Raw genomic sequence first — 26977 nt, 5'->3', positions numbered from 1 at the left:
GCCGGAAGGGGGTACACGGCGACGGCTCCGGCGGTCAGCCGCGCAGGGCGGCGAGCCTGCGGCGGGCCGGGGCGAGGGAGCGGCCCGTGCGGGACAGCCCCGCCCACGGGTCGGTCTCGGCCTGTTCGACGGCGTTCTCCACCGTCCAGCGGCGGGCGTGCAGCTCCGGGTCGTCGAGCTGCTCCCAGGTGATGGGGGCGGCGACGGGCGCGCCGGGCAGGGCGCGGACCGTCCAGGGGGCGACCGCCGTCTGCGCGTAGGCGTTGCGCTGCACGTCGAGGTAGAGCCGGTCGCCGCGGTCCTTCTTGCGGGCCGCGGTGGTGAGGCGGTCCGGGTGGGCGCCGGCCAGCGTGTCGGCCACCTCGCGGGCGAACTCCCGTACCGTGTCGAAGTCCTGGCCGCCGTCGAGCGGCACGACCACGTGCAGCCCGCGGGAGCCGGTGGTCATCAGGGCGGAGGGCAGAGCGAGTTCGTCCAGCAGCTCCCCCGTCAGCCGGGCGGCCTCCCGTACCGCCTCGAAGTCGTCGCCGGACGGGTCCAGGTCGAACACCAGCCGGTCGGGGCGGTCGGGGTCGTCGGCGCGGGAGAGCCAGCGGTGCAGCGTGACGCTCGCCTGGTCGACCAGGTACAGCAGGGTGGCGGTGTCGTCGCACACGGTGTGCGTGACGGTGCCGCCCTCCTTGGCGACCTCGGCCCGGGTGATCCAGTCCGGATAGCCGGCAGGGGTGTTCTTCTGCATGAAGGCCGGGCCGTCGATGCCGTCGGGCCGCCGGTCCAGCATCAGCGGCCGGCCGCGCAGGTGCGGCAGCATGTGGCGGGCGACGGCCCGGTGGTGGTCGACGAGGTCGCCCTTGGTGTACGCGCGGGCACCGTCGCCGCCCGGGAAGAGCACCTTGTCCGGGCGGTGGATCTCCAGCCGGCGGCGGCCGGCCCGTACGGTGCGCGACCCGCCGTCGCTCACGACACGATCGCCTCCCCTACCAGCAGCCGCCCGGCCGCTGCGATCGACGCGGCGTCGATCCCGGCGGCGTGCAGCTGCTCCTCGGGGGAGGCCGAGCCCGGCATGTTCCGCACGGCGAGCCGCACCAGCCGCGGCACGGGGCGCCCGTCGGAGAACGCCTCGGCGACCGCGTCGCCCAGCCCGCCCTCGGGATGGTGGTCCTCGACCGTCATCAGACAGCCGGTCTCCTCGGCGCAGGTGCGCAGGGTCTCCCGGTCGGCCGGCTTCACCGAGTACAGGTCGACGACCCGTACGGCGATGCCCTCGTCGGCGAGGGCGTCGGCGGCGGCCAGCGCCTCGGGCACGGTGACGCCGGCGGCGACCAGGGTGAGCCGGTCCTGGCCGGAGGAGCGCAACACCTTGCTGCCGCCGACCGGGAACTCCTCGTCCGGGCCGTAGATCACCGGGCTCTTGCCGCGCGAGGTGCGCAGATAGCGGATGCCCTCCAGGCCGGCCATCGCGGCGACCAGGCGTGCCGTCTGGTTGGCGTCGCACGGGTACAGCACGGTGGAGCCGTGCACGGCCCGCATCATCGCCAGGTCCTCCAGGCCCATCTGGCTGGGTCCGTCCTGGCCGATGGCGACGCCCGCGTGCGACCCGACGAGGTTGAGCCCCGAGCCGCTGACCGACGCCATGCGGACGAAGTCGTGGGCGCGGGTGAGGAAGGCGGCGAAGGTGGAGGCGTACGGGAGCCGGCCGCGCGCGGCGACCCCGACGGCGGCCGCGATCATCTGCTGCTCGGCGATGTAGCACTCGATGTAGCGCTCGGGGTGCTCCTTGGCGAACATCTCCAGGCGGGTGGAGTCGCCGACCTCGCCGTCCAGGGCCACCACGTCGTCGCGCGCGTCGCCGAGGGCGGCCAGCGCCTGGCCGAAGGCGTCGCGGGTGGCCACGTCCTCGCCGCGCTCCCAGCGGGGCAGCTCGGGCGTGGTGATCCGGGGGGCGGGGGTCGCGGCGCCGGCGGGCGGCGCGTGGACGGTGATGCGCAGGTCGCGGAGTCCGCCCAGTTCGGCGACGGCGTCCTCCGCCTCGGGCAGCGGCTTGCCGTGCAGCCCCTCCCGGTCCTGCACGGACTCCACGCCCTTGCCCTTGAGGGTGCGGGCCAGGATCACGGTCGGCTGGCCCCGGGTGGACAGCGCCTCGCCGTAAGCGCGGTCCACCGCGTCCACGTCGTGCCCGTCCACCTCGACGGTGTGCCAGCCGAACGCCTGGAAGCGGCGGGCGTAGGCGTCGAGGTCGTGGCCGTGCCGGGTGGGACCGCGCTGGCCCAGCCGGTTGACGTCCACGATCGCGGTGAGATTGTCCAGGTTCTCGTACGCGGCCTGCTCGGCCGCCTCCCACACCGAGCCCTCGGCCAGCTCGCTGTCGCCGCACAGCACCCACACGCGGAAGTCGGTGTGGTCCAGCCGCTTCCCGGCGAGCGCGATGCCGACGCCGACGGGCAGGCCCTGCCCGAGGGAGCCGGTCGCCGTCTCCACCCAGGGGAGCTTGCGGGGCGTGGGGTGGCCCTCGAGGCGGCTGCCGTTCTCACGGAAGGTGAGCAGCTCCTCGTCGCCGATGACGCCGGCCGCCTTGTAGGTGGCGTACATCAGCGGGGAGGCGTGGCCCTTGGAGAGGACGAAGCGGTCGTTGGCGGGGTGGTCGGGGCGCTCGAAGTCGTAGCGCAGATGGTGGGCGAAGAGGACGGCCATGAGGTCGGCCGCGGACATCGACGACGTGGGGTGCCCGGAGCCGGCGGCGGCCGCCGCCCGGACACTGTCCACCCGCAACTGCTGTCCGAGCTCGACGAGTTCACCGGTGTTCATGCGTCTCCTTCGCTGGGTCGGTCGGTACGCCGGACGGGTCCCGGCGCCACGTCCGGACCGGGCTCCGGCTGGTCGGGCGGCGGGGTGAGGGCGTCGTCGGCGGGCGGGGTGTCCTCGGCGGAGGACCGGGCGGCGTCCTCGGCGGGGGTGCCGTCCGCGGCGGGGGACGGCCGGTCGTCGCGGGGGCCGCCGGGGACGCGTGCGACCTCGGGGGAGGCGGTGTCCAGCGGCACGGACCAGGACCGTACGAGGCCCAACTGCACGGCCTGGCGCGGCAGTACGGCGTCCAGCAGCCAGTCGGCGGCCACCCGCACCCGGTTGCCGGGCATGGCGGCCAGGTGGTAGCCGCGGGTCACCGCGCCGGCCGCGATCCCGGAGAGGTTGACGCCGAGCGGGTTGGCGGCGGCCTTGACGCCACCGAGGTCCACCACGAACCCCAGGTCCTTGTGCCGGTACGCCTTCCGCTCCCCGTCGCCGAAGGACGCGGCGATGTTGCGCGCGCACACCGTGCCCTGCCGCCAGGCGTGCTGGGCGGTCATCGGGGTGTACGAGCCGGGCTTCTCCAGGTCGGGGACGGCGGCCGCGTCACCGCAGGCGAAGACCTCCGGACGGCCCGGCACCTGAAGGTGCGGGTCGACCAGCAGCCGGCCGCGCTCCATGGGCAGGCCCAGGGACTCGGCGAGCGGGTCGGGGCGCACGCCCACGCACCACACCAGGGTGCGGGTCCCGACGAACTCCCCGTCGGTCAGCAGCACCCCGTCGGGGGTGGCCTCCTTCACGGAGGTGCCCATCCGCACGTCCACGCCCCGCTCCCGCAGCACCGTGTCGGCGGTGCGGGAGAGCCGTTCGTCCAGCTCGGGCAGGACACGGTCGGCGATGTCCAGCAGGATCCAGCGGGGCCGCATGCCGGTGCGCAGCGGCTGCCTGGCCACCTGCGCGTCGGTGAAGAGCTGCCCGTGCGCGGCGACCTCGGTGCCGGTGTACCCGGCGCCCACGACGACGAAGGTGCAGCGGGAGGCGCAGCGCTCCGGGTCGTCCGTGGCGGCGGCCAGCTCCACCTGCCGGGTCACGTGGTCGCGCAGGTACAGCGCCTCGGGCAGGCCGCGGAAGCCGTGCGCGTGCTCGGCGACGCCCGGGATCGGCAGCAGCTTGTTGACGCTGCCGGCGGTCAGCACCAGACGGTCGTAGGAGAGGGTGCCGTCCTCACCCTCGGGGTCGGTGTAGTGCACCTCGCGGGCGTCGAGGTCGATGCGTCCGGCCTCGCCCAGCACCAGCTTGACGTGCGGCAGCGTCCCGGAGAGGGACACGGTGACCCGGCGCGGCTCGAGGATGCCGGCCGCGACCTGGGGCAGCAGGGGCAGGTACAGGAAGTAGTCGGTGGGGTTGAGCAGGACGATCTCGGCCCGGCCCTTGGCCTCCCGGGACAGGGTCTGGGCCGTACGGTAACCGGCGAAGCCGGCACCGACGATCACAATGCGGGGTCGACTCACAGTTCGCCTCCGGCGCGGTCGCGTACGTCGGGAGCCTTCCGCGTCCCCCGGTGCGGGTCCGCCAAACGTCGGGCGGGGCGCGGCAGGCGCCCGAAGGGGCGCGGGGAACTGCGCGACCAGCCACGGTGCGGCCGCACCCGGCGTACAACAGCCCCCGGGGACGCGGACGGCCGGTCCGCGACCGTACTGCCTGAGTGGCCCGGCTCGGGCCGTCGGCCCGCAGGCCGGCGGTGCCCCGGCCGTGGCCGGGCTACCCGTCGCTGCCCGGGATGCGGTCCGTGCCGACCGTCGGCGGGGTGGACGGCACCGGGGGCACGGGGGCCGCGCCCGTACCGGGGACCGGGGCGCCTGACGGCGTCGGGCGGGCCGCCGTGCGCAAGGCCACAGCGGCCCCCGCCAGGATCACCGCCGTGATCAGCGCCGCCGCCCAGTCCGGCAGGACGAGGGCCAGGGCGAGGCCACCGCCAGGGCCGCCGCCGCGCCCGCGTACAGCGCGGCGGCGCCGGAGCCGGCGTACAGCGCCGCCCTGCGCCGCTGCCCTTGCGCCTGCTCGCGCAGTTCGGCGCGTACGGACTCCCGGGCCACGTGGGCCAGTTCGTCCACCAGGTGCTGGTCGAGTTGCCGCATGTGTTCCGAACGCTGCATGGCGGCCGGGTACCCGTGCCCGGGACCTGGTAACTCTGCCCGGGCGTACGGCAGGAGAGAGAGTGGTGTGGAGATCACCGGCGCCCCGCCCGCCGCCCACGGCGTCCAACTACGCTCGGACGCATGGAGATTCTGGGTGCCACACTGCGCGTCTGCGTCGACGACATCGAGACCGCCATCCCCTTCTACGAGCGGCTCGCGGGCGGTAAGGCCCTGCGGTTCGAGCGGGAGCGGGTCCAGGTCGCCGCGGTGGGCTGCTTCCTGCTGATGAGCGGCCCCGAGGCCGAACTGGACGTGCTGCGCAAGGTCGCCGCGACCATCGCGGTCAAGGACGTCGACGAGACCCGCCAGGTGCTGGAGGAGATGGGCGCGGCCGTGCTCGCCGGACCGCTGCCCACCCCCGTCGGCCGCAACCTGATCGCCCGCCATCCGGACGGGGCGGTCTACGAGTACGCGGACCGCCGCGCCTGACCCGCCGTCACGGCGTGGCCCGCATCCGGAAGTCGTAGCGCTCCGGCAGCGGTTCGTCCGTGAGCCGCGCCCACAGCCGTCCGATCACCTCGTCGCCCTCGCGCAGGTCGGCGACCTCGAAGCCCGCGTCGAACACGGCGCGGGCCTCCGCCTGTCTCCCCTCGGCGAGCAACAGGCCCGCCTCGATCAGCCGGAAGCGTCCGCGCTCCCGGGTGGCGGGGGCCAGCCGCTCCCACACCGACCGGGCGTCGGCCGTACGCCCCACCGCGAGCAGCGCCTCGATCGCCTCCCGCCCGAGCGCGGCCATGACCGCGGTCCACTCCCCCGCCGTGCCGTCGCCCGCGTTTCCGGCCTCGCGGCACAGGTCGTCGAAGGCCAGCACATAGCGGTCGGCGGCGCGCTCCGGATGGCGTTCCTCCCGGTCGGCGACGGCGAGGCAGCGCAGCACGGGCCAGGACGGGCCGTCCTGCGCCAGCCCCCGCTCCCAGCTGCGCACGGCCTGCGCCCGGTCGCCGCCGTGCCACTGGGCGACGCCCAGGTGGTACTCGGTGAGCCCGGTCGCGGGCGCCGTCTCCAGCATGTCCCGCCAGTGCCGGGCGACCAGCGTCCCGCCCGGCGGCCGGCTGTCCGGCGGCTCGGGGAAGGCGCCGGCGCGCAGCAGTCGCAGCCAGGGCTGCTGCTCCTCGCCCAGGGTGCTCTCGTCGAAGGGGGTGCCGGGCAGCTTCCAGCCGGCCCGCAGCACCTCGAGCGCGCCCCACCCGGACCCCGCGGCCAGCCGCTCGCCGGGCTCGGTGTCGGCGTACGGCAGCCATGCCGCGTACGCCGCGTCGACGTCCGCGCGCGGCAGCACGCCCTCCAGCCGGGCCTCCGCCTCGTCGAGGACGGCGCCCCACTCCCCGTCACGCCGCGACTCGAAGGGCCCGTACGCCTCGAGCCAGGACACCTCGCTCTCCGGCTCCAGACTCACGTGCTCCAGCTGGGTGCGGGCGAGTCCGGCCTGGATCTCGCAGTAGCCGCCGGTGTCGGGCTCGGTGAGCCACTGCTGCCAGCTCCGGCCGCCGGGCCCGCGGCCCCACACGAACAGCTTCCGGCCGCGCAGGGTGTCGGTGGAGGTCTGCACGAGCCCGTGGCCGTCGGCGTCCAGGGCGGCGATCCAGCGCCGGCGTCGCTCGGGGACCTCGTAGAAGTAGTCGGCGGCGTAGGTGCTGTTCGGCGGGTAGGTGCGGTCGACACCGTCGTACTCCGGGACGGGGACGCGGCGCAGGCGCTGCTCGTAGCCGAAGTGGTAGGCCTCCTCGGCGGGCGCGAGGACGCGGCAGTCCTCGGGGACGGCGATGTTGGACCACCAGTACGTCGGCGCCGGCCGCTCGTGCGGGTTGCGGATCCGCACGCCGACGTGGAGGAAGTCGGAGCCGTCCGGCAGCCACAGGTCGACCTGGAAGGGCAGGTCGCGCAGCCGCTCCCACTCCCACAGGCGGAGCATCTCCCCGCCGTCCGGGGCGGGGACGCGGGCCGCGTGCACGGGCGAACAGGACAGGGTGGTGTGGCCGGTGGCGCCGATGTTCCACTCGATGCCGCCGGAGAACCAGGCGCCGTTGAGCGCGAAGTTGGCGGGCTGGAACACCGGGTTCACGTACAGCAGTTCGCGGCCGGTGGGCTTGTGGACGAGGGAGGCGATCCGGCCGCCGAAAGCGGGCAGGACGGTGGCGCGCAGCCGGTCGTTCTCGATGACCAGGGCGTCGAGGGGCCGGGGCGCGCGGTCCCGGTCGTAGCCGTCGCGGACCGGGACCGGCAGCAGGCTGTGCAGCGGGGCGTGGCCGATCTGCCGGGCCATGTCGCGCGGCAGGTCCTTCTTGTCGCGGTCCTCGATGCGGTGCATCTCGTCGAGGGGACGCAGGGCGGGCAGCGGGTTGTCGGGGCCGAGGTGCGCGGCCGGCAGCGTGAGTACCTCATGTCGGATCGTCGTCACGATCTCCATGGAAGCCGCCGGACGCCCGCCTGAACAGAGGCCCGCGCCCGCGGTTTTCCGAGGCGCGGTCAGTCGTCCCCGGTCAGCATCTCGCTGGTGAGCGCCCAGCGTTCGTGGTCGCGCCAGGCGCCGTCGATGAAGAGCATCTTCGGGGAGAAGCCCTCCTTGCGGAAGCCGCAGGCGCGGGCGAGGGCGATGGAGGCGGCGTTGCCCGGCTGCACGTTGATCTCCAGCCGGTGCAGCCGCATCGGTCCGAAGGCGTACCGCACGAGCAGGTCCAGCGCCTCACGCATCAGTCCGCGTCCGGCCGCGTGGGCGAAGGCGCCGTAGCCCAGGGCGCCGCAGAGGAAGCCGCCCTCGACGATGTTGTTGATGTTGACGAAGCCGGCGAGGGCGCCGTCCGCCTCCTTCTCGCAGACCAGGAATCCCGCCTTGGCGGGGTCCTCGATCAGGCGCTGCGCGTAGGCGGCGTACGCGGACGGGGTGTCCGGCGGGTACAGCCAGGGGTGGTGCAGGTCCTTGCTCTCCCTGGCCCGCGCGGTGAATTCGGCGCCGTCGTCGTAGGTGAAGTGGCGCAGACCCACGCGGCGGCCTTCGGTGACGTAACGGGAAGCGGTGTGCGGCACCCTGTCACCCTACGACGGCGGCCGGCGACGCGCGCCGGGCGGGGGGATGCGCGGTCCGCCCCCCGCCCGGCGCGTCCGCCGTCAACTCGACGCCGGTTCGCCCGACGTCAGCTCAACGCCGGTTCGTCCAGCGTCAGCGTGCCCGCGTCCGCGTCCAGTTCGGCCGCGACGCCGAAGGGCAGCGTGAGCGCGTCGTCGCAGTGGCCGAAGCCGAACTGCTCGGCCACCGGCACCCCGAGCCCGCCCAGCCGGTCCACGAGCAGGGTCCGCACCTCGTCGTACGGGTCGCACTCCGCCCAGGAGCCCAGCAGCAGCCCGGCGACGCCGTCGAGCAGCCCGGCGCGCAGCAGCTGGGTGAGGTAGCGGTCGAGACGGTAGGTCTCCTCCCCCACGTCCTCCAGGCACAGCAGACCGCCGCGCGCGGAGTCGCGGGTGTGCGGGGTGCCGATGCCGCCGGCGATCAGGGAGAGGCAGCCGCCGAGCGTCACCCCGCGGGCGCGTCCCGGGACCAGCGCGGTACCGCCGGAGCGGACCGTGCGGATCGTGCGGACCGACTCGGGGTCGAACAGGGTGGCCCGCAGGTGCTCCTGGGCGCGGGCGCTCTTGACGAAGTCGACGCCGGCGGCCATCGGCCCGTGCAGGGTGACCAGGCCGAGCCGCACGGCGAACGCCTCGTGCAGCGCGGTGATGTCGCTGAAGCCGACGAGCACCTTGGGTCCGGCGGCGCGCATCGCCTCCCAGTCGAGGGCGTCGACCATGCGCTGTGCGCCGTAGCCGCCGCGCGCGCAGATCACCGCGTCGACGGCCGGGTCGCACCAGGCGTTCTGGAGGTCGGCGGCGCGGTCGGCGTCGGCGCCGGCGAGGTAGCCGAGTGCGCCGTGCCGGTCGAGGACGTGCGGGGCGGTCACGGGGTCGAGGCCCCAGCCGCGCAGCACGTCGAGCCCGGCGGCGAGCCGCTCCTCGGGGATGGGGCCGCTGGGGGCGACCACGGCCACCCGGGCGCCGGGCGCGAGGCGGGGCGGCCGCCGCAGCGGTGTCAGGGTGCTCACGGCGTCAGCTCCAGGGCCGGAATGCCGGGCGCCTTCAGCCCGAACACCTGCGCGTAAAGGGACAGCTCGGCCTCCAGGGCGCGCACCATCGTCTCCGCGCGGCGGAAGCCGTGGCCCTCGCCCTCGAAGGTGAGGTACGCGTGCGGGACGCCCCGGCCGGCCAGCCGGTCCAGGAACCGCTCGCACTGCACGGGCGGGCAGATCACGTCGTCCAGCCCCTGGAGCAGCAGGAAGGGCGCGCGCAGCCGGTCGGCGTGGGTGACGGGCGAGCGCTCCTCGTACCGCTCGGGCACCTCGGCGCGCGGGCCGATCAGCGTCTCCAGGTACTGCGACTCGAAGTCGTGGGTCTCCCCGGTGCCCCAGCCGGTGAGGTCGAGCACCGGGTAGATGATCGTGCCGCAGGCGTAGACGTCGGTGGTGGTGAGGGAGGCGGCGGTGGTCCAGCCGCCGGCGCTGCCGCCGCGCACGGCGAGCCGGGCGGGGTCGGCGGTGCCCTCCTCGGCGAGGGCCCGCGCGACGGCGGCGCAGTCCTCCACGTCGACCTCGCCCCACCGGCCGCGCAGCCGGTTGCGGTAGTCGCGGCCGTACCCGGTGGAGCCGCCGTAGTTGACCTCGGCGACGCCGATGCCGCGCGAGGTGAAGTAGGCGATCTCCAGGTCGAGGACCAGCGGGAAGCGGCCGGTGGGGCCGCCGTGCGCCCAGATCACGTACGGGGGGAGCTCGCCGGCGGGGCCGGCGTGGTCCGGGTTGCGCGGCGGGTACACCTGGGCGTGGATCTCCCGGCCGTCGGGTCCGGTGAAGGTGCGGACCTCGGGCTCCGGGTAGTAGGCGGGGTCCACGGCGTCGCGGTGGGCGGCGCCGATCACGCGGGCCCGTCCGGTGCGGGTGTCCAGCTCCACGACCTCGTGGGAGGTGCGCGGTCCCGCGCCGACGGCGACGATCCGCTCGCCGAGCGCGGCGAGCGTGGGGCCGAACTCGCTCCACGGTCCTGCGGCGTCGACCACCTCGCAGGTCTCCGGGTCGAGCACGCCGAGCCGCTGGGCGCCCTTGCCGTGCAGGACGGCGATCAGCCCGCCGTCCAGCGGGGCGAACCAGCGCTGGCCCAGCTTCCACAGCGGCCCGGCGAACTCCTCGGGGCGCGGGCAGACCGGCTCGCCGTCCCGGTAGAGGTTCCACCAGCCGGTGCGGTCGGAGGCGTACAGCAGGCGGTTGTCGTGGGTCCAGTCGGCCTGCGGGACGGACTCCTCGGGCCCGCCGGCCACGGTGCGGGCGCCGGTCAGCGTGCCGTCCGCGGCGACGTCGGCGACGATCAGCTCGGTGCCGTCCCACGGCATGCGGGGGTGGTCCCAGCCGATCCAGGCGGCGCGGGTGCCGTCGGGCGAGAGCCGCGGCCCGGTGAGGAACCGGTGCCGCTCCCCGGTCAGCTCCCGTACCGCGCCCCGGTCCTCGGCGGCGGACCCGTCGAGCGGGACGGCGGCGAGCACCCGGCGCACGTCGCTCGGGCCGTCGCCGGTGAACTCCTCCAGGACGCACCACACCTCGCCGCGCTCCTGCAGCACGACGGGCTCGGCCCAGCGCAGACCCAGGCCGACCGGCGACACCGGGGTCAGCGGGCGCGGTTCGGCGCCCGGCTCCCAGCGGTAGAGGCGCTGGTCGGGGAAGTGCGCGAACACCACGAGGGGCACGCCGTCGCGCACGGCGCCGGCCCAGGGGTGGCCGCCGTACTCGATGACGCGGCTGCGGACGTTCCACGGGGCGGGCAGGACGGACTCCTCGGTGCCGTCCGCGTGCCGCCGCACCAGGGTGCGCCGGCCCGCCTCGGCGGGCCGGGGCTCGGTCCACCACACCTCGTCCCCGACGAAGCCCACGTACTCGGGGCTGCCGTCGTGGGCCGCGGCCGTCGCCGCGTCGACGGGCGAGGGCCACTCGCCGTACGCCAGGGTCTGCACTGTCTCCCCCACTCGCTCAGGCCGACCGCAGGAACCGGTCGAGCACCTGGACACCGAACTGGAGCGCCTCGACCGGGACGCGCTCGTCCACGCCGTGGAAGAGGGCCTGGTAGTCGAAGCCCTCGGGCAGCTTCAGCGGCGCGAAGCCGTAGCCGGTGATGCCGAGCCGTGCGAACTGCTTCGCGTCCGTGCCGCCGGACATGCAGTACGGCACGGTGTACGCCTCGGGCGCGAACGCCCGCACGGCCTCCCGCATCGCGGCGAACGTCGGGGAGTCCACCGGGGCCTGCAGGGCGATCTCGCGGTGGGCGAACTCCCAGTCCACGTCCGGGCCGGTGAGCCGGTCCATGGTGGCCCGGAACTCCTCCTCGGTGTCCGGCAGGAACCGCCCGTCGACGTGCGCCACGGCCTCGCCGGGGATCACGTTGACCTTGTAGCCGGCGTCGAGCATCGTCGGGTTGCTGCTGTTGCGGACGGTGGCCTCGACCAGCTTGGCGGCCCCGCCGAGCTTGTCCAGCAGGGCGTCCACGTCGGACAGGTCGGTCTCGATGCCGTACACGGCGGCGATCTCGGTCAGCGCCGCGCGCACGGTCGGGGTGAGCCGCAGCGGCCACTCGTGCTCGCCGATGCGGGTGACGGCGGCGGCGAGGCGGGTGACCGCGTTCTCCCGGTTGACCTTGGAGCCGTGTCCGGCCCGGCCGCGGGCGGTGAGCCGCATCCAGCCGGTGCCGCGCTCGCCGGCCCCGATCGGGTAGAACTGCCGGCCCTGCCCGTCGTGGAAGGTGTACGCGCCGGACTCGCTGACGCCCTCGGTGCAGCCCTCGAAGAGGTGCGGGTGCTGGTCCGCCAGGAAGCCGGCGCCGTCCGCGGCGCTGGCCTCCTCGTCGGCGGTGAACGCGATGACGATGTCCCGGCGCGGCCGTACGCCCTCGCGGGCCCAGGACCGCACCACGGAAAGGATCATCGCGTCCATGTTCTTCATGTCGACGGCGCCGCGTCCCCAGACCACGCCGTCGCGGATCTCCCCGGAGAACGGATGCACGCTCCAGTCGGCGGGCTCGGCCGGGACGACGTCCAGGTGGCCGTGGAGCAGCAGCGCGTCGGCCGACGGGTCGGTGCCCTCCAGCCGCGCCACGACGTTGGTCCGGCCCAGGGTGCGCTCCAGCATGACCGGCTCCAGGCCGGCCTCGGCGAGCTTCGCCGCCGCGTACTCGGCGGCGGGACGCTCCTGGCAGTCGCCCCCGCCCCGGTTGGTCGTGTCGATCCTGATGAGGTCGGACGTGAAGGTCACGACCTCGTCCAGGGCGAGCTGGTCAGCCATACTGCTCCTCCACCGCGGCCGAGGCGATCGTGGTGACCGCCTTGAAGGTGCGGATCGCGTCGTACATGGTCTCGCTGGTGTAGATCACCTTGCGCTCGCCGCTCCGGGTCACGCCCGGCACGACGGTGACGGAGGTGGCCAGGTGCTCGGCGTCGAACTCCACCGCCACGGTGAAGGGCCCGCCGCGCACCGGCTCCCGGCGCACCGCCAGCGCGGCCGCCTCCTTGGCCGCCGCCTGGATGTCGGCGGCCGTCCGGGAAGGGGTGCGGCACACCGCCGCGTACCGCGACACATGGTCCTTCACGGCGACCTTCAGCGCCTCGGGCGCGTAGCCGAGGGCGTCCTCGCAGGCCACGTCGTCACCGGTGACGAGGACGACCGGGACGCCGTACTCGGCGGCCACGTGCGCGTTGAGCAGGCCCTCGCTGGCGCGGACGTCGTTGAGCCATACGCCGGTGATGGAGTTGGCGAGGAAGGTGTGCGCGAGGACGCCCTCCATGCCGGCGCCCGCGTGGTAGCCGACGAAGGCGACGCCGTCGACGTCGCCGCGCTGCACGCCCTCCACCATGGACAGCGCCTTGTGGCGGCCGGTGAGCATCTCGGCGCGCTCGTCGAGCCGCTCGAGCAGCAGGTTGCGCATGGTCCAGTGGGCCTCGTTGATCAGCACCTCGTCGGCACCCCCGTCGAAGAAGCCGCGCACGGCGGCGTCCACGTCGGAGGTGAACATCGACCGGCACCGCTCCCACTGCGGTGTCCCCGGCAGGACGTCGGCCGGCCAGGTGACGCCGGTGGCGCCCTCCATGTCGGCGCTGATGAGGATCTTCATGGCGCACACGCTACGTGCTCCCCCGCCGCTCCGGCCACCCTGTGGATAACTCTCACCGGTCCAGACCACTGACACCCTCCGCGCGCCCCGGCCCGCCCGTCCGACCTGCGGGGATGCCCGGCCGGACCTACCGTGAACGGGACGAGCGCCCGCCACGGAGCACAGGAGCGTCGTATGCCGCAGACCCGGAACCCCCTGGACGGAAGGACCGCCGTCGTCACCGGGGCGGCGCGCGGCCTGGGCGCCGCGCTGGCCCGCGAACTGTCCTCGCGCGGCATGAAGGTGGCGCTGCTCGGGCGGGAGGAGCGGACGCTGCGGCAGGTGCGGGACGAACTGCCCGGCGAGGGCGGCTGCTGGGAGGTCGACGTCACGGACGACGAGTGCCTGGCGGCGGCCGGCGCGGACATCCGGGCGCGTCTCGGGCCGCCGTCCGTCGTGGTCGCCAACGCGGGGGTCGCCGAGGGCGGGCCGTTCGCCGAGTCCGACCCGGCGGTGTGGCGGCGGGTGATCGAGGTGAATCTGATCGGCAGCGCGGCCACCGCCCGCACGTTCGTCGGCGACCTGACCGCCACCGGCGGCTGTTTCCTCCAGGTGGCCTCGCTGGCGTCGATCGGCGCGGCGCCGATGATGAGCGCGTACTGCGCGTCCAAGGCGGGCGTCGAGTCGTTCGCGCACTCCCTGCGCGCGGAGCTGGCGCACCGTCAGGTGGCCGTGTGCATCGCCTACATCAACTGGACCGACACCGACATGATCCGCGGCGTCGACGAGCACGCGGTGCTGCGGGAGCTGCGCGGCCACATGCCGCCGCCCGCGCGGAAGGTGTACCCGGTGGAGCATGTGGCTCAGCGGCTGGCGGAGGCGGTACGGCGGCGGCGCCCGTCGGTGTACGTGCCCGGGTGGCTGCGCGCGACCCAGCTGGTGAGGGGGGCGATGCCGCCGGTGGTGACGGCGCTGTCCCGGCGTGAACTGCCGCGGCTGGCCGAGGCCGCGCCGTTCGAGGCGACCGGGCTGCTGGGCGCCGGCGGCCTCGCGGACCAGGCCGCCGCCCGCAGCCGCCGGACGTCCTGACCGGGCCGCCCCCTCCTCGCGCCTCTCCATGAGACTCCTCAACGACGTGCGCGCACACCACCGTTGAGCGCTGTCACGTGTGCGCGGCCCACATTGTGGCCGGATCCGGCCCGGATCACACTGCCGGTTACCGCTCAGCGCACAGTGATCACCCGTGACGGATCGTGCCGCTGGCGTCGTCCGCCGTCGCACCGAGGAGCCGTACGGTCATGCGTAGACCCCTTGTCCTGTCCGCCGCCGTGGCCCTGCTGGCCACCGCCCTCACCGCCGGCTGCTCCAGCCCGGGCAGCGGCGCCGCCTCCGGCGCCGAGGAGGTGAAGGTCGCCCTCATCACCTCCACCAGCGGCCCCCTGGCCTCGTACGGCGAGCAGTATCTGCGCGGCTTCGAGGCCGGCCTCGACCACGCGACCGACGGCACCGGCGCCGTCGACGGCGTCGAGATCACCGTACTGAAGGACGACGACGGCGGCGATCCGGCCAAGGGTGTCTCCCTGGCCAAGAAGCGCATCGGAGAGGGCGTGCCGATCATCGCGGGCACCGCCGTCTCCGGTGTGGCCACGCAGATCGCGCCGGTCGCCGCCCAGAACAAGACCCTCTACATCAGCGGGCCCGCCGCCACCGACGCGCTGACCGGCGTCAACCGCTACACCTTCCGCTCCGGCCGGCAGACCTACCAGGACGTGCTGACCGCCAAGAACATCCTGGGCGGCTCGCAGGGCAAGAAGGTCGTGGTGCTCGCCCAGGACAACGCCTTCGGCCAGGCCAACGCCGCCGCCGTGAAGGCCGTGCTCGGCACCGGCGGCACCACGGTGAGCGAGGTGCTCGCCCCGCCCGCCGCGACGGACCTGACCCCCGTGGCGAGCAAGGTGAAGGCGGCCCGCCCGGACATGGTGTTCGTCGCCTGGGCCGGGGACACCGCCCGGTCGATGTGGGCCACTCTCGACCAGCAGGGCGTCCTCGACGCCGCCACCGTAGTCACCGGCCTGGACAGCAGGGCGAGTTACCCGGTCTTCGGCAAGGCACGCGAGAAGGTCACGTTGCTCGCCCACTACGTGCCGGGCGCGGCCGAGACCCCGGAGGCCAAGGCGATGCGGACGTACTTCGCGGCGAAGAAGTGGCAGGAGGACCTGTTCACCCCGGACGGGTTCAACGCGGCGCAGATGGTCGTCGAGGCGGTCCGGGCCGGCGGCGCCGAGGGCGACACCGATGCCATGGTGAAGGCGCTGGAGGGCTTCTCGTTCTCCGGCGTGAAGGGGCCGAACACGGTGCGGGCCGCGGACCACGCGCTGCTCCAGCCCACGTTCCAGGCCCGGTTCACCGGCGAGGGCGTGCCGCGGGTGGCGCGGACCTTCCCCGCCGGGCAGGTCGCCCCCGCCGAGTCGGGGATCGGCTGACGGATGACCCCCGTACTGCAACTCGACCGTCTGAGCTGGTCGGTAGGTGGAGCGCACATCATCGACGGCGTGTCGCTCGCCGTGCGCGAGGGCGAACTCCTCGCCGTGATCGGCCCCAACGGGGCGGGCAAGACGTCCCTGTTCAACCTGGTCACCGGGCTGACCCGGCCGACCGGCGGCGCCGTCCTGCTCGACGGCCACGACATCACCTCCCTGCCCCCGCACCGCCGGGTGCGCCGGGGCATCGGGCGGACCTTCCAGTCGTCCTCGGTGTTCCCGACCATGACGGTCGCCGAGCACGTCGAGCTGGCCGCCCGGTCCGCCGGGGTGCGCCGGGTCGGCGCGGCGGACGTCGCCGGCGTGCTGGAGCGGGTCCGGCTGGCGCACCGCGCCGGGGACCTCGCGGCCGGGCTCTCGCACGGCGACAAGCGCAAGCTGGAGCTGGCGATGCTGCTCGCGCCCACCCTCGGCGCGGGCACGGCCGGGGCGCGGCTGATGCTGCTGGACGAGCCGATGGCCGGGGTGGCCTCGGAGGAGACCGGCGAACTCACCGACTTGATCAGGTCGTTGCACCGCGACGAGGGCCGCACGGTGCTGCTGGTCGAGCACCACATGGACGTGGTCCTGGGCCTCGCCGACCGGGTCGCCGTGATGCACCACGGGCGGCTGCTCGCCGCCGCGAGCCCCGCCGAGGTGATGGCGGACGCCACCGTCCAGCAGGCCTATCTGGGAGACGAGCTGTGACCGCGCCACCGATCCTGCGCGTCGAGGGCCTCGACGTGGACATCGCCGGGTCCCGCATCCTCACCGGCGTCACCTTCGACGTCCCCGCCTCCGGGGTGACCGCCCTGCTGGGCCGCAACGGCGTCGGCAAGACGACGACGATCCGGGCGGTGCTGGGGCTGCTGCCCGACGGCGGCCGGGTCACCGCGGGCCGCGTCACCTTCGCCGGCGACGACATCACCCGTGAGCCCACCCACCGCACGGTGCGCCGCGGCATCGGCTACGCCCCCGAGGACCGCGGGGTGTTCGCCGGGCTCACCGTCGCCGAGAACCTCGCCCTCGCCGAACGCCCGGGCCACGAGCACCGCTACGACCTGGTGCACGACCTGTTCCCGGAACTCGCCGCCCGCCGCGGCCAGCGCGCCGGCACCCTGTCCGGCGGCCAGCAGCAGATGGTCGCCCTCGCCCGGACGCTGCTCAACGACAACACCCTCGTCGTCGTCGACGAACCCACCAAGGGGCTCGCGCCGCGTGTCGTCACCGAGGCCGCCGAGGTGCTCGAACGGGCCGCCGAGCGGGTGCCGTTGCTGCTGGTCGAGCAGAACCTCGCCGTGGTGCGCCGGCTGGCGCGCAGCGCGGTGGTGCTGGACGTCGGCCGGGTGGTGCACACCGGCGACGCCCGCGACCTGCTCGCCGACACCGCCCGTACGACCGCGCTGCTGGGTGTCGGCAGCCGCCCGGACCACGGAGCCGCCTGATGGACACCCTCGTCCTGCTCACCCTGACCGGACTGGGCCTGGGGGCCCTGTACTTCCTCATCGCGTCCGGACTCGCCCTGATCTTCGGGCTGATGGACGTGCTGAACTTCGCGCACGGCGCGTTCCTCACCGTCTCCGTCTACGCCGCCTGGCGTACCGCCGAAACGGTCGGCGGGGCGCCGGGGCTGCTGCTCGCCGCCGTCGTCGGCACCCTCACCGGGCTGCTGCTGGCGGCCGTGGTCGAACTGGTGCTGATCCGGCGGCTGTACGGCCGGGTCAAGGAGCAGATCCTGGTGACCGTCGGGCTGTCGCTGGCCGTCCCGGCGCTGGTGCAGACGGTCTGGGGCGCCGACGCCCGGCCCTTCCCGGTGCCCGACGCGCTCGCCGGCACCGTGGGCGTCCTCGGCGCGCGCGTGCCGGTGAACCGGTTCCTGCTGATCGCGGTGGCGCTGCTGGTGCTCGCCGGCATCCGTCTCTTCCTGTCCCGCACCCGCTACGGGCTGATCGTCCGCGCCGGGGTCGAGGACCGGGCGATGGTCACGGCGCTCGGCATCGACGTCACCCGCGCCTTCACCCTGGTGTTCGCGCTCGGTGGCGCCCTCGCGGGCCTGGCCGGCGTGCTCGGCGGCCTCTACTTCGGCTCGCTCTCCCCGCATCAGGGGACCTCACTGCTGGTGTTCGCGTTCGTCGTGGTGATCATCGGCGGTCTCGTCTCCATCACCAGCGTCGCCCTGTCCGCGCTCACGGTGGGTCTGGTGCAGCAGTACGCCAACTACTACGCGGGCGGCTACGGCGACCTGGCCGTCGTGGTCCTGCTGGCGGCCGTGGTGCTGTCCCGGCCGGCCGCCGGGGCCGGTTCGCCGCCGGCGCGGCTGCGCCGCGCGCTCACCGCACTCCGTACCCGATCCGCAGGAGGCACGGCATGACCGCCACCCGCACCCCCCGGGCCACCCCCGCCGCACCGGCACCAGCCGCCCAGGACGCGCCGGGGTCGAAGGCGGGGCTGCTGCGCCGGCTGCGTCCGGCGACCGTCCCGGTGGCGGTGCTGCTGGTCCTCGCGCTGCTGCCGTACTCGGCGCTGGACATCCCGGTGCTGCTCGACGGGCCGGTCAACTCGCCGGGCTCGCTGCAGCTGTTCGCGCTGTGCCTGGTCTTCGGCGCGCTCGCGCTCGGCTACGACTTGATGTTCGGCCGCACCGGGCTGCTGTCCTTCGGGCACGCCCTGTACATCGCCGGCGGCAGCTACGGCACCCAGCTCGCGATGACCGAGCTGGGCCTGGGTCTGGGGCCCGCCGCGCTGCTCACCCTGGTGCTCGGGGCGCTGGCCGCGCTCGTCCTGGGCGCCGTGTCGCTGCGCACGCTCGCGCTCGGCAGCGTGGGGTTCGCGATGGTCACCCTGGCCTTCGCGCAGGCGGGCTCCATCTACGTGGAGCGCAACCCGGGCGGCCTCACCGGCGGCGAGGAAGGGCTGCCGCTGTACGTCGAGGGGATGCCGGACGCCCTGGTCGGGGTGCAGAACACGGTGAACGTGTACTGGCTGGCGCTCGCCTACCTGGTCCTGGTGGCGGCCGTGGTGTGGACGGTGACCGCGCGCCCGGCCGGCCGGGTCTGGCAGGCGATCCGGGACAACGAGCAGCGGGTGGCCGTCCTCGGACGCAGCCCGTTCGCCCACAAGCTCGGCGCGTTCGTGCTGGCCTCGTCCCTGGCCGTGCTCGGCGGTGTGCTGCACCTGCTGGTCACCGCGGGCGCCACCCCGCACACCTCGACGCCCGAGTTCACCCTCACCCTGCTGGTGATGGTGGTGCTCGGCGGCAGCGGCACCCGCTGGGGGCCGGTCGTGGGCGGGGTGCTGTTCACCTACCTCGACCAGCGGCTCGGCGGCTGGGACCTGGGGGTGGAACCGATGCTGATCCTGGGCAGTCTCTTCGTCCTCGCCGTCTACCTTGCTCCCGGCGGCCTCACCGCCCCGGTCCGAAGGAGAAGCGCATGACCACGTCCGGGTCCGCCCTCGCGCGGAGTCTGACCGTCCCGGTCCGGGGCGGCCGGCTCGCCGTCACCCACTGGCCGGGCGACGGGCCGCCCGTCGTCGCCCTGCACGGCATCACCGCCAACTCGCTCGCCTTCGCCGCCCTGGCCGACGCGCTGCCCGGCGTCGACCTGTACGCCCCCGACCTGCGGGGCCGGGCCGGGAGCGCGGACCTGCCGGGACCGTACGGGCTGGGCGCGCACGTCGAGGACACCGTGGCGCTGCTCGACCATGTGGGGCTCGCGCACGTGGTGCTGGTGGGCCACTCGATGGGGGCGTTCGTCGCCGCGCTGGCCGCCGCACGCCATCCGGACCGCTTCCCGCGCGTGGTGCTGGTCGACGGCGGGCTGGGCTTCCCGCCGCCCGCGGGCACGGACATCGACGCGCTGCTGAAGGCGGTGATCGGCCCGGCGATGGACCGGCTGTCGAGGACGTTCGCCAGTACGGAGGACTATCTGGCGTTCTTCCGCGCCCACCCGGCGCTCGGCCCGCACTGGGGTCCGCACGTGACCGGCTACGTGACACGGGACCTGACGGGCCGGGCGCCGGAGCTGCGCAGCAGCTGTGTGCTGGACGCGGTGCGCGCGGACGGCGCGGACGTGCTCGGTGACGCGGAGACGCTGGCCGCCGTGCACCGGCCGCGGGTGCGGGGCGAACTGCTGTGGGCGGAGCGGGGGTTGCTCGACGAGCCGCGGGCGCTGTACGACGCGGAGCGGGTCGCCGCGGCGGCCCTGGATCCGGCGCGCATGCCGGCCCGCAGGATCGACGGCACCAACCACTACTCGGTGCTCTTTCCGCCGGCCGTCGACGAGGTCGCCTCGGCCGTGCGCGGCGCTCTGGCCGGGGGGTGACGGGGTGGTGGGCCGGAGCCGCGGAGGGGGGCGGCTCCGCCCCACCGGTACCGGGGGTGGTGCGGTCAGTCCTCGTGTCCGAGCTGGAGGTCGCGCTCGGTGCGGCCCCCGCCGGCCACCTGGAGCACGGTGGCGACCGGCGGATAGCCGGCGGCGATGACCGTGTACTCGCCGGAGGACAGGTCGACGAACCGGAAGGTGCCGTCGGGGCCGGTGGTGAGGGTGTCGACGACGTTGCCCGCCGCGTCCAGCAGCGTGACCCGCGCGTCCTCCACGGGCCGTCCGCCGCCGGCCCGCACGGTGCCGCGCAGCACTGCCCCGCCCGCCAGTTCCACGTCCTGCCGGGTCTCGCGGGCGGCCTGCACGGTGACCGGCAGGGCCGCCGGGCGGAAGGCGGGGGCGCTGGCGGCGAGGGTGTACTCGCCCGCGACCAGTTCGGTGATGACGTAGCCGCCCTCGCGCCCGCTGCGGGTGCTGGCGACGACCTCGCCGTGCACGTTGGTGAGGGTGACGGCGGCGTCCCGTACGGGGGTGCCGTCGGCGGTGAGGACGCTGCCCGCGAGCCGGCCGGCGCCGCCGAGGACGACGTCGAGCTCGACCGGCCGCTCGCCGACCGTCACGGAGACCGCCTGCGGCTGGTGCCCGCCCGCGGCGGCGATCAGGACGTACGAGCCGGGTCCGGGGGTGGCCAGCGCGTACCGCCCGTCGGCGCCGCTCGCGCCGCGTCCGGTCTGCTGTCCCTGGACGTCGATGAGGGTGAGCGCCGCGCGGGGCACGGGGGTGCCGTCGGGGTGCTGGACGGTGCCGCAGACGGGGATGCCGCCGCTCTGCGGGGAGCGCGCCGGGGGCACGCGCGTCTCGAAGTGCGGTGCTTCCTGGGCCGGGTCGGCGGTGGGGGTGTGGTGGGACACCAGTGGTTTCTCCTTGAGGAAGAAGGCGATGAGCAGGCCGAGGACGAGCACCGGCACGAGGTACAGGAAGATGCGCGGCATGGCGTCCGCGTAGGCCTGGACGTAGGCGTCGCGCAGCTCGGGCGGCAGGGCGTGCACGAGCTGGGGGGTGATCGACTCCGCGTCGGCCGGCGCCCCGGCGGCGTCGGCCGGGAGTCTCTCGGCGAGCGCGTCGGTGAGCCGGTCGGCGAACAGGGTGCCGAAGACGGCGGCGCCGACGCTGCCGCCGATCTGCCGGAAGTAGTTGTTGGCGCTGGTGGCGGTGCCGAGGTCCGCGGGGCGCACGGAGTTCTGCACGGCGAGGACGAGAACCGGCATCACCATGCCGATGCCCGCGCCGAGGACGAACATCCAGACGCTGTAGTGCAGCCGGGGCGTGCCGGTCTCCAGGCGGGACAGCAGCCACATGCCGACGACGGACAGGGCGGCGCCGACGACGGGGTGACTGCGGTAGCGGCCGGTGCGGCTGATCATCTGCCCGGAGACGACGGACGCGCCGACGATGCCGCCCATCATCGGCAGCATCAGCAGCCCGGACTCGGTCGCCGAGGCCCCGTCGACCATCTGGAGGTAGGTGGGCAGATAGCTGGCGGCGCCGAACAGGGCGACGCCGATGACCAGGCCCACCAGTCCGGTGACGTTGAAGACGGAGTCGCGGAACAGCCGCAGCGGGATGAGGGGTTCGACGGCGAAGCGCTCGACGACCAGGAACGCGGCGGTGGCCGCGAGGGCGCCCGCGCCGAGGCCGAGGACGACGCGGGAGTCCCAGGCGTACTCGGTGCCGCCCCAGCTGGTGAGCAGGACCAGGCAGGTGGAGGCGGCGGTCAGCAGCAGCGTGCCGAGCACGTCGAAGCGGCGCCGTCCGGTCGGCTTCGGCAGTTTCAGCACCAGGGCGACGACGACCATGGTGACCAGGCCGAAGGGCACGTTGACGTAGAAGCACCAGCGCCAGGAGAGGTGGTCGGTGAAGTAACCGCCGAGCAGCGGCCCGGCGACCGAGGCGAGTCCGAAGGCGGCGCCGATCAGGCCCATGAAGCGGCCGCGCTGCCGTGCGGGCACGATGTCCGCCATGATCGCCTGGACGCCGATCATCAGGCCGCCCGCGCCGACGCCCTGCACGGCGCGGTAGGCGATGAGCTGGTCCATCGTCGTGGCCCGGCCGGCCAGCGCGGAGCCCACCACGAAGACGAGGATGGCGAACTGGAAGACGCCCTTGCGGCCGAGCTGGTCGCCGAGCTTGCCGTACACCGGCAGTCCGACGGTGGCCGTGAGCAGGTAGGCGGTGATGGCCCAGGACATCTTGTCCAGGCCGTGCAGCTCGCCGACGATCTTCGGCAGCGCGGTGGCGACGATCATCTGCTCGAGCGCGGCGAGCAGCAGCGCCAGCATCAGCGCGAGGAAGACGAGCCGGACCCGGCCGGGGCTCAGGGCCGGTCCGCTCTCCCGGGCCGGGGGCGGAGTGCCGTCCCCGGCCGGTGGCACCGGGGGTGGCGGCCCCCCGGCCGTCGGAGCCGTGACCGGCTCGTCCTGCGTCAGAGTGATCCCGCCCACGTGCCGCTCCCCTCGTCGCACTGCTGGACAATTCCCGCGTAAAAGCGACAACTACGAGCAAGCGCGACGAGTTACGGCACAGAGTCGGTCCGCCGAGAGATCACCCGAACCGGTGACGGAGGCGCCAACTCCATTTCAGGCGAACGAAGTTGGCGTGATCGCGTCTACTGCTTGCCGACCTCGGCGTCCAGCCGGGCCAGCACGGCGTCGTAGATGCGGGCGAGGCCCTTGGGGGCGAAGGTGCGCTCGAAGAAGCCGCCGATGCCGCCGGCGCCGTTCCACACGCTGGTCACGACGACCCGGGCGCGGCCTTCACCGGCCGGGGTGACCCGCCAGGTGGTGACCATGGAGGAGTTGCGGTCCTTCTCGACCAGCTCGCCGTCGGTGGGCTCGGTGACCTCCAGGAGGCAGTCGCGCACGCGCTTGCTGGTGGCCTGGAGCTTCCAGTGCACGAGGGTGCCCTCGCCGTCGCCGCCCTCACGGACCTCGTACTCGCTGAACTGTTCGGGCAGCAGCTTGGCGCGGGTGCCGCTGTAGTCGGCGAGGGCGTCGAACGCCGTGTCCGCGTCCGCCGCGACGATCCGCTCCGTAGTGGCCTCGACCTGCGCCATCGCATTCCTCCAGGGCTGCATCTCTCCAGGGTCGGGGCACAGCCAACCACCCCCGCGCCCGCCGCCCAAATCGAGGTTCCGGAAGTGACCGAAGATGTCGCTCGCACGATCAAGGGAACATGTGTTCTATTCTGTGCGGCAGCGACACCGAGGAGGCGTCATGCGCTGGGAGAACCTCTCACCGGACTCCGAACACAGCCGTGCCGACGCCGCGCTGTTCGGCGCGGACGCGGTCACGACCCGCACCTTCGACACGCCCGAGTTCCGCGGCATCACCTTCCACGAGATCCGGGCCCGCTCCGTCGTCAACCGGGTGCCGGGCGCCTCCCGCATGCCGTTCGAATGGACGGTCAACCCCTACCGGGGCTGCACCCACGCCTGCGTCTACTGCTTCGCCCGCAAGACCCACAGCTATCTCGACCTCGACACGGGGCTCGGCTTCGACAGCCAGATCGTGGTCAAGGTGAACGCGCCCGAACTGCTGCGCCACCGGCTGGCCTCCCGTTCCTGGCGCGGCGAGCACATAGCCATGGGCACCAACGTCGACTGCTACCAGCGGGCGGAGGGCCGCTACCGGCTGATGCCCGGCATCATCGAGGCGCTGCGCGACCACGCCAACCCCTTCTCGATCCTGACCAAGGGCACGCTGATCCTGCGCGACCTGCCCCTGCTGCGGCAGGCCGCCGACGTGACCGACGTCGGGATCTCGGTGTCGGTGGGCTTCACCGACGAGGAGCTGTGGCGCACGGTCGAGCCGGGCACCCCGGCGCCCGAGCGGCGGCTGGACGTGGTGCGCGCCTTCACGGACGCCGGCATCGGCTGCGGGGTGCTGATGGCGCCGGTGATCCCGTTCCTGGGCGACCGGCCGGAGCAGCTGAGGGCGACCGTGCGGGCCGTCGCGGCCTCGGGCGCCACCTCGGTCACGCCGCTGGTGCTGCATCTGCGGCCCGGCGCCCGCGAGTGGTTCATGTCCTGGCTGGCCCGCCACCACCCGCACCTGGTGGCCCGCTACGAGCGGCTGTACGCGGAGGGCGCCTACGCGCCCCGCTGGTACCAGCGCCGGATCACGCGTCAGGTGCACGACCTGGCCCGGGAGTACGGCATCGGCCCGGCCCGCGCGGACACCCCGCGCCGGACACCGGTCCCGGCGCCGGAGGAACCGGAGGTAGGTCTGCCGACCCAGCTGACGCTGCTCTGAGGGCATCCGGGCGCATCCGGCGGCCCGATTGGGTCAACAACCGGCGTATCGCGTTCAGCTTCGGCGCCACACCGGGACGATGCCGCGTGAACCGTGAGCCTCGCGGTCCGCTCCAGCTCGTCCTGGGAGAACCATGAAGAAACGCGCAGCCGTGCTGTGCGGCGCCGCCGCCGTCGTCGTCGCCTCGGGCCTCACGGCCGTGCCCGCCGAGGCCGGCGCCCCGCACGCCCCGGAGACGTTCCGCGCCACCGCGCCCGCCTGGAAGAAGTGCGGCACCGACGACTACCCGACGCTCCAGTGCGCGTCCGTCGAGGTGCCGCTGGACCACGCCGAGCCCTCCGGGCGCACCATCACGCTGGCGCTGTCGCGCATCCCGCACACCGCGAAGAAGTACCAGGGCCCGCTGCTGGTGAACCCGGGCGGGCCGGGCGGCAGCGGACTGACGCTCGCCGGGTTCGTGGCCGCGTCGCTGCCGAAGCGGGTCGCCGCCGAGTACGACGTCATCGGCTTCGACCCGCGCGGCGTCGGCGACAGCCGCCCGGCGCTGGACTGCGCGCCCGGCCACTTCGACGCCGTACGGCCCGACCCGGTGCCCACCTCCCCCGAGGTGGAGCGGGCCAACCTGGACCGGGCGAAGTCCTTCGCCGAGGCGTGCGGGCGCAAGTACGGGGACCTGCTGCCGCACATGACCACCACGGCCGCCGCGCGCGACCTGGACGTGATCCGGCAGGCGCTGGGCGCGGAGCGGATCAACTACTTCGGCTACTCCTACGGCACCTACCTCGGCACCGTGTACGCCAAGCTGTACCCGCAGCGGGTGCGGCGGCTGGTGCTCGACTCCGTGGTCGACCCCACCGGCGTCTGGTACGACTCCAACCTCGACCAGAACCAGGCGTTCAACGCCCGCCACCGCGCCTTCATGGACTGGGTGGCCAAGAACGACGCGACCTACCGTCTGGGCACCGACGCGGAGAAGATCGAGGCCGCCTGGTACGCGATGCGCTCCGCGCTGAAGGAGAAGCCGGCCGGCGGGAAGGTCGGCCCGGCGGAGCTGGAGGACACCTTCGTCCCGGGCGGCTACTACAACGGCTACTGGCCCTACCTGGCCGAGGCGTTCGCCGCGTACGTCAACGACAAGGACGGCGGGCCGCTGGTCGAGGCGTACGAGAACTTCGGCGCGACCGACGTCGCCGGGGACAACGGCTACAGCGTCTACACGGCGGTCGAGTGCCGGGACGCCCCCTGGCCGCGGGACTGGGCGCAGTGGCGCAAGGACAACTGGGAGATGTACGAGCGGGCGCCGTTCATGTCGTGGAACAACGCCTGGTACAACGCGCCGTGCGCGTACTGGCCGGTCGAGGCGCGGCGGCCGGAGCGGATCAACACCACGGGCCAGGTGCCGCCCGCGCTGCTGTTCCAGGCCACGGACGACGCGGCCACCCCGTACCAGGGCGCCGTCACCGTGCACCGCCGGCTGGAGCGGTCGAGCCTGGTGGTCGAGTCGGGCGGCGGCAACCACGGCATCACGCTGAGCGGCAACGCCTGCCTGGACCGGCACCTTGCGGCCTATCTGGCGAACGGCACGGTGCCGCGCGGCAGTCACGGGGACGCCGACGCGGTGTGCGCGGCGCTGCCCGACCCGAAGCCGCTGACGTCGAAGGCGGCCCCGGGCACGGCCCGCGGCTCGGTCCTCCACGGGCTGCTCGGCTCCCGCATCTGACCCGCCCGCAACTCGGGGGCGGACGCGCGGCACGGTGGGCCATGATGATCCGCATGACCCACCTGACCCGCATTCCCGCCCCCGACGGAGTGGCCCCCGCGGCCCAGTACGCGCACGTGGTGACGGGCGCTGGCCGTCTCGTCGCCGTCTCCGGCCAGCTCGCCCTGGACGAGGACGGCGGGCTCGTCGGCGAGGGCGACGCCGGGGCGCAGGCCCGCCAGGTCTTCGAGAACCTCCGGCGCTGCCTGGCCGCGGCCGGCGCGACCTTCGACGACGTCGTGAAGCTGACCTACTTCGTCACGGACATGGCCCACATGCCGGCCGTCCGCGCGGCGCGCGCCGCCCACCTCCCCGACGACCGCCTCCCGGCGTCCTCCGCCGTCCAGGTCGCCGCCCTGGTCCGCCCGGAGTTCCTCCTGGAGGTCGAGGCGCTCGCGGTGGTCGCGGCATGACCGGGCTCCGGATCCGCCCCATGACCGCCGGCGACAGCGACGAGGTCGCCGCGATGCGGGTGCGCGGGTGGCGGCACGCCTACCGGGGGCTGATGCCGCAGACGTACCTCGACGGGATGGACGTCGCGGCGGAGGCCGAGCGCCAGCGGGCCCGGCTCGCGGCCGGGGACGGCAGCGTGGTGAACCTGGTCGCCGAGGCGGAGGACGGCACGCTCGCCGGGTGGGCGGCGTACGGGCCGTACCGGGACGGCGAGGTGCGCACGGGCGACGGCGAGCTGTACGCCCTGTACCTGCCGCCCGAGCGCATCGGCCAGGGCGTGGGCCGCACCCTGCTGACCGAGGTGACCGCCCGCTGCACGGTCGCCGGGCACCCCCGGATGCTCCTGTGGGTGCTCAAGGAGAACGCCCGCGCGCGCCGCTTCTACGAGGCCGCGGGCTTCGCGCCGGACGGCGCGGAGGAGCCGTTCGAGGTGGCGGGGGCCGTGGTCCCGGAGGTCCGGTACGTACGGCCCCTGACGGGCTGA

Annotated in this window: 23 protein-coding genes and 1 pseudogene; 12 read left to right on the top strand and 12 right to left on the bottom strand. The window is 74.3% G+C overall.

Going from position 1 to position 26977, the window contains the following annotated elements; translation table 11 throughout:
• Nucleotides 1-34: 34 nt before the first annotated feature.
• The 4 genes and pseudogenes from ligD to ACFOSY_RS16835 form a co-directional block, all read right to left on the bottom strand.
• Nucleotides 35-961, bottom strand: coding sequence for a non-homologous end-joining DNA ligase (gene ligD, locus ACFOSY_RS16850; RefSeq protein WP_394307630.1), 927 nt, complete (start codon nucleotides 959-961; stop codon nucleotides 35-37).
• Nucleotides 958-2805 carry a transketolase gene (locus ACFOSY_RS16845; protein ID WP_394307629.1) on the bottom strand — a complete coding sequence of 616 codons (1848 nt, stop codon included), beginning with the start codon at nucleotides 2803-2805 and terminating at the stop codon, nucleotides 958-960. Before ACFOSY_RS16845 ends, ligD begins: the two co-directional genes overlap by 4 nt.
• Nucleotides 2802-4277, bottom strand: a complete 1476-nt coding sequence (locus tag ACFOSY_RS16840; protein ID WP_394307763.1) for an NAD(P)/FAD-dependent oxidoreductase — start codon at nucleotides 4275-4277, stop codon at nucleotides 2802-2804. The genes ACFOSY_RS16845 and ACFOSY_RS16840 overlap by 4 nt, the downstream gene beginning before the upstream one ends.
• Before the next feature lie 268 nt (nucleotides 4278-4545).
• Nucleotides 4546-4940 (bottom strand): annotated as a pseudogene (locus ACFOSY_RS16835) (phage holin family protein).
• Nucleotides 4941-5063: 123 nt separating this feature from the next.
• Here ACFOSY_RS16835 and ACFOSY_RS16830 point away from each other — a divergent pair.
• Nucleotides 5064-5411 (top strand): VOC family protein, encoded by a 348-nt coding sequence (locus ACFOSY_RS16830; protein ID WP_006130888.1) that lies wholly within the window; start codon nucleotides 5064-5066, stop codon nucleotides 5409-5411.
• Between the two features lie 7 nt (nucleotides 5412-5418).
• Here ACFOSY_RS16830 and ACFOSY_RS16825 read toward each other — a convergent pair whose 3' ends face one another.
• From ACFOSY_RS16825 to ACFOSY_RS16800, 6 genes are all read right to left on the bottom strand, one after another.
• Entirely contained in the window at nucleotides 5419-7389 is a 1971-nt protein-coding gene (locus tag ACFOSY_RS16825) for a DUF5107 domain-containing protein (protein WP_394307628.1), read from the bottom strand.
• Nucleotides 7390-7448: 59 nt separating this feature from the next.
• Complete coding sequence (locus ACFOSY_RS16820) at nucleotides 7449-8006, bottom strand: GNAT family N-acetyltransferase (protein WP_394307627.1); 558 nt, start codon at nucleotides 8004-8006, stop codon at nucleotides 7449-7451.
• Nucleotides 8007-8113: 107 nt separating this feature from the next.
• On the bottom strand, nucleotides 8114-9055 hold the full coding sequence (locus tag ACFOSY_RS16815; protein ID WP_394307626.1) for a S66 peptidase family protein: 942 nt from the start codon (nucleotides 9053-9055) through the stop codon (nucleotides 8114-8116).
• Complete coding sequence (locus tag ACFOSY_RS16810; RefSeq protein ID WP_394307625.1) at nucleotides 9052-11004, bottom strand: LpqB family beta-propeller domain-containing protein; 1953 nt, start codon at nucleotides 11002-11004, stop codon at nucleotides 9052-9054. The genes ACFOSY_RS16815 and ACFOSY_RS16810 overlap by 4 nt, the downstream gene beginning before the upstream one ends.
• 16 nt (nucleotides 11005-11020) lie before the next feature.
• Nucleotides 11021-12325, bottom strand: coding sequence for a M20/M25/M40 family metallo-hydrolase (locus ACFOSY_RS16805; protein WP_394307624.1), 1305 nt, complete (start codon nucleotides 12323-12325; stop codon nucleotides 11021-11023).
• A complete protein-coding gene (locus ACFOSY_RS16800; RefSeq protein WP_394307623.1) occupies nucleotides 12318-13151 on the bottom strand; it encodes a M55 family metallopeptidase in 834 nt (277 codons plus the stop codon). Before ACFOSY_RS16800 ends, ACFOSY_RS16805 begins: the two co-directional genes overlap by 8 nt.
• 174 nt (nucleotides 13152-13325) lie before the next feature.
• Here ACFOSY_RS16800 and ACFOSY_RS16795 point away from each other — a divergent pair, with 174 nt between their 5' ends.
• The 7 genes from ACFOSY_RS16795 to ACFOSY_RS16765 all read left to right on the top strand — a co-directional run bounded on the left by ACFOSY_RS16795 (nucleotide 13326) and on the right by ACFOSY_RS16765 (nucleotide 19971).
• Nucleotides 13326-14219, top strand: coding sequence for an SDR family oxidoreductase (locus ACFOSY_RS16795; protein ID WP_394307622.1), 894 nt, complete (start codon nucleotides 13326-13328; stop codon nucleotides 14217-14219).
• Between the two features lie 209 nt (nucleotides 14220-14428).
• Complete coding sequence (locus ACFOSY_RS16790) at nucleotides 14429-15613, top strand: substrate-binding domain-containing protein (RefSeq protein ID WP_394307621.1); 1185 nt, start codon at nucleotides 14429-14431, stop codon at nucleotides 15611-15613.
• A gap of 3 nt (nucleotides 15614-15616) precedes the next feature.
• A complete protein-coding gene (locus ACFOSY_RS16785; protein ID WP_394307620.1) occupies nucleotides 15617-16357 on the top strand; it encodes an ABC transporter ATP-binding protein in 741 nt (246 codons plus the stop codon).
• The gene (locus ACFOSY_RS16780) at nucleotides 16354-17094 is read left to right on the top strand and encodes an ABC transporter ATP-binding protein (RefSeq protein ID WP_394307619.1); all 741 of its coding nucleotides are present in this window, start codon (nucleotides 16354-16356) and stop codon (nucleotides 17092-17094) included. The genes ACFOSY_RS16785 and ACFOSY_RS16780 overlap by 4 nt, the downstream gene beginning before the upstream one ends.
• The gene (locus ACFOSY_RS16775) at nucleotides 17094-18020 is read left to right on the top strand and encodes a branched-chain amino acid ABC transporter permease (protein ID WP_394307618.1); all 927 of its coding nucleotides are present in this window, start codon (nucleotides 17094-17096) and stop codon (nucleotides 18018-18020) included. Before ACFOSY_RS16780 ends, ACFOSY_RS16775 begins: the two co-directional genes overlap by 1 nt.
• Nucleotides 18017-19084: a branched-chain amino acid ABC transporter permease gene (locus ACFOSY_RS16770; protein ID WP_394307617.1), complete on the top strand. Its 1068-nt coding sequence runs from the start codon at nucleotides 18017-18019 to the stop codon at nucleotides 19082-19084. Before ACFOSY_RS16775 ends, ACFOSY_RS16770 begins: the two co-directional genes overlap by 4 nt.
• Nucleotides 19081-19971 (top strand): alpha/beta fold hydrolase, encoded by an 891-nt coding sequence (locus ACFOSY_RS16765; protein WP_394307616.1) that lies wholly within the window; start codon nucleotides 19081-19083, stop codon nucleotides 19969-19971. Before ACFOSY_RS16770 ends, ACFOSY_RS16765 begins: the two co-directional genes overlap by 4 nt.
• 65 nt (nucleotides 19972-20036) lie before the next feature.
• Here the strand turns inward: ACFOSY_RS16765 and ACFOSY_RS16760 are convergent, their stop codons facing one another.
• Both ACFOSY_RS16760 and ACFOSY_RS16755 read right to left on the bottom strand, forming a co-directional pair.
• Nucleotides 20037-22472 (bottom strand): MFS transporter, encoded by a 2436-nt coding sequence (locus ACFOSY_RS16760; RefSeq protein ID WP_394307615.1) that lies wholly within the window; start codon nucleotides 22470-22472, stop codon nucleotides 20037-20039.
• 164 nt (nucleotides 22473-22636) lie between these two features.
• Entirely contained in the window at nucleotides 22637-23083 is a 447-nt protein-coding gene (locus ACFOSY_RS16755; protein WP_394307614.1) for an SRPBCC family protein, read from the bottom strand.
• A 160-nt stretch (nucleotides 23084-23243) separates the two neighbouring features.
• Here ACFOSY_RS16755 and ACFOSY_RS16750 point away from each other — a divergent pair, with 160 nt between their 5' ends.
• The 4 genes from ACFOSY_RS16750 to ACFOSY_RS16735 all read left to right on the top strand — a co-directional run bounded on the left by ACFOSY_RS16750 (nucleotide 23244) and on the right by ACFOSY_RS16735 (nucleotide 26977).
• A complete protein-coding gene (locus ACFOSY_RS16750) occupies nucleotides 23244-24281 on the top strand; it encodes an Rv2578c family radical SAM protein (RefSeq protein ID WP_394307613.1) in 1038 nt (345 codons plus the stop codon).
• 133 nt (nucleotides 24282-24414) lie between these two features.
• Nucleotides 24415-26001 carry an alpha/beta hydrolase gene (locus tag ACFOSY_RS16745; protein ID WP_394307612.1) on the top strand — a complete coding sequence of 529 codons (1587 nt, stop codon included), beginning with the start codon at nucleotides 24415-24417 and terminating at the stop codon, nucleotides 25999-26001.
• A gap of 53 nt (nucleotides 26002-26054) precedes the next feature.
• On the top strand, nucleotides 26055-26453 hold the full coding sequence (locus ACFOSY_RS16740) for a RidA family protein (protein ID WP_394307611.1): 399 nt from the start codon (nucleotides 26055-26057) through the stop codon (nucleotides 26451-26453).
• A complete protein-coding gene (locus ACFOSY_RS16735; protein ID WP_394307610.1) occupies nucleotides 26450-26977 on the top strand; it encodes a GNAT family N-acetyltransferase in 528 nt (175 codons plus the stop codon). Before ACFOSY_RS16740 ends, ACFOSY_RS16735 begins: the two co-directional genes overlap by 4 nt.

This window comes from Streptomyces lusitanus (assembly GCF_042647945.1).
Lineage (GTDB): Bacteria > Actinomycetota > Actinomycetes > Streptomycetales > Streptomycetaceae > Streptomyces > Streptomyces pseudogriseolus.
Note: the sequence above shows the minus strand (reverse complement) of the source record. Positions and strands in the feature narration are given on the sequence as shown.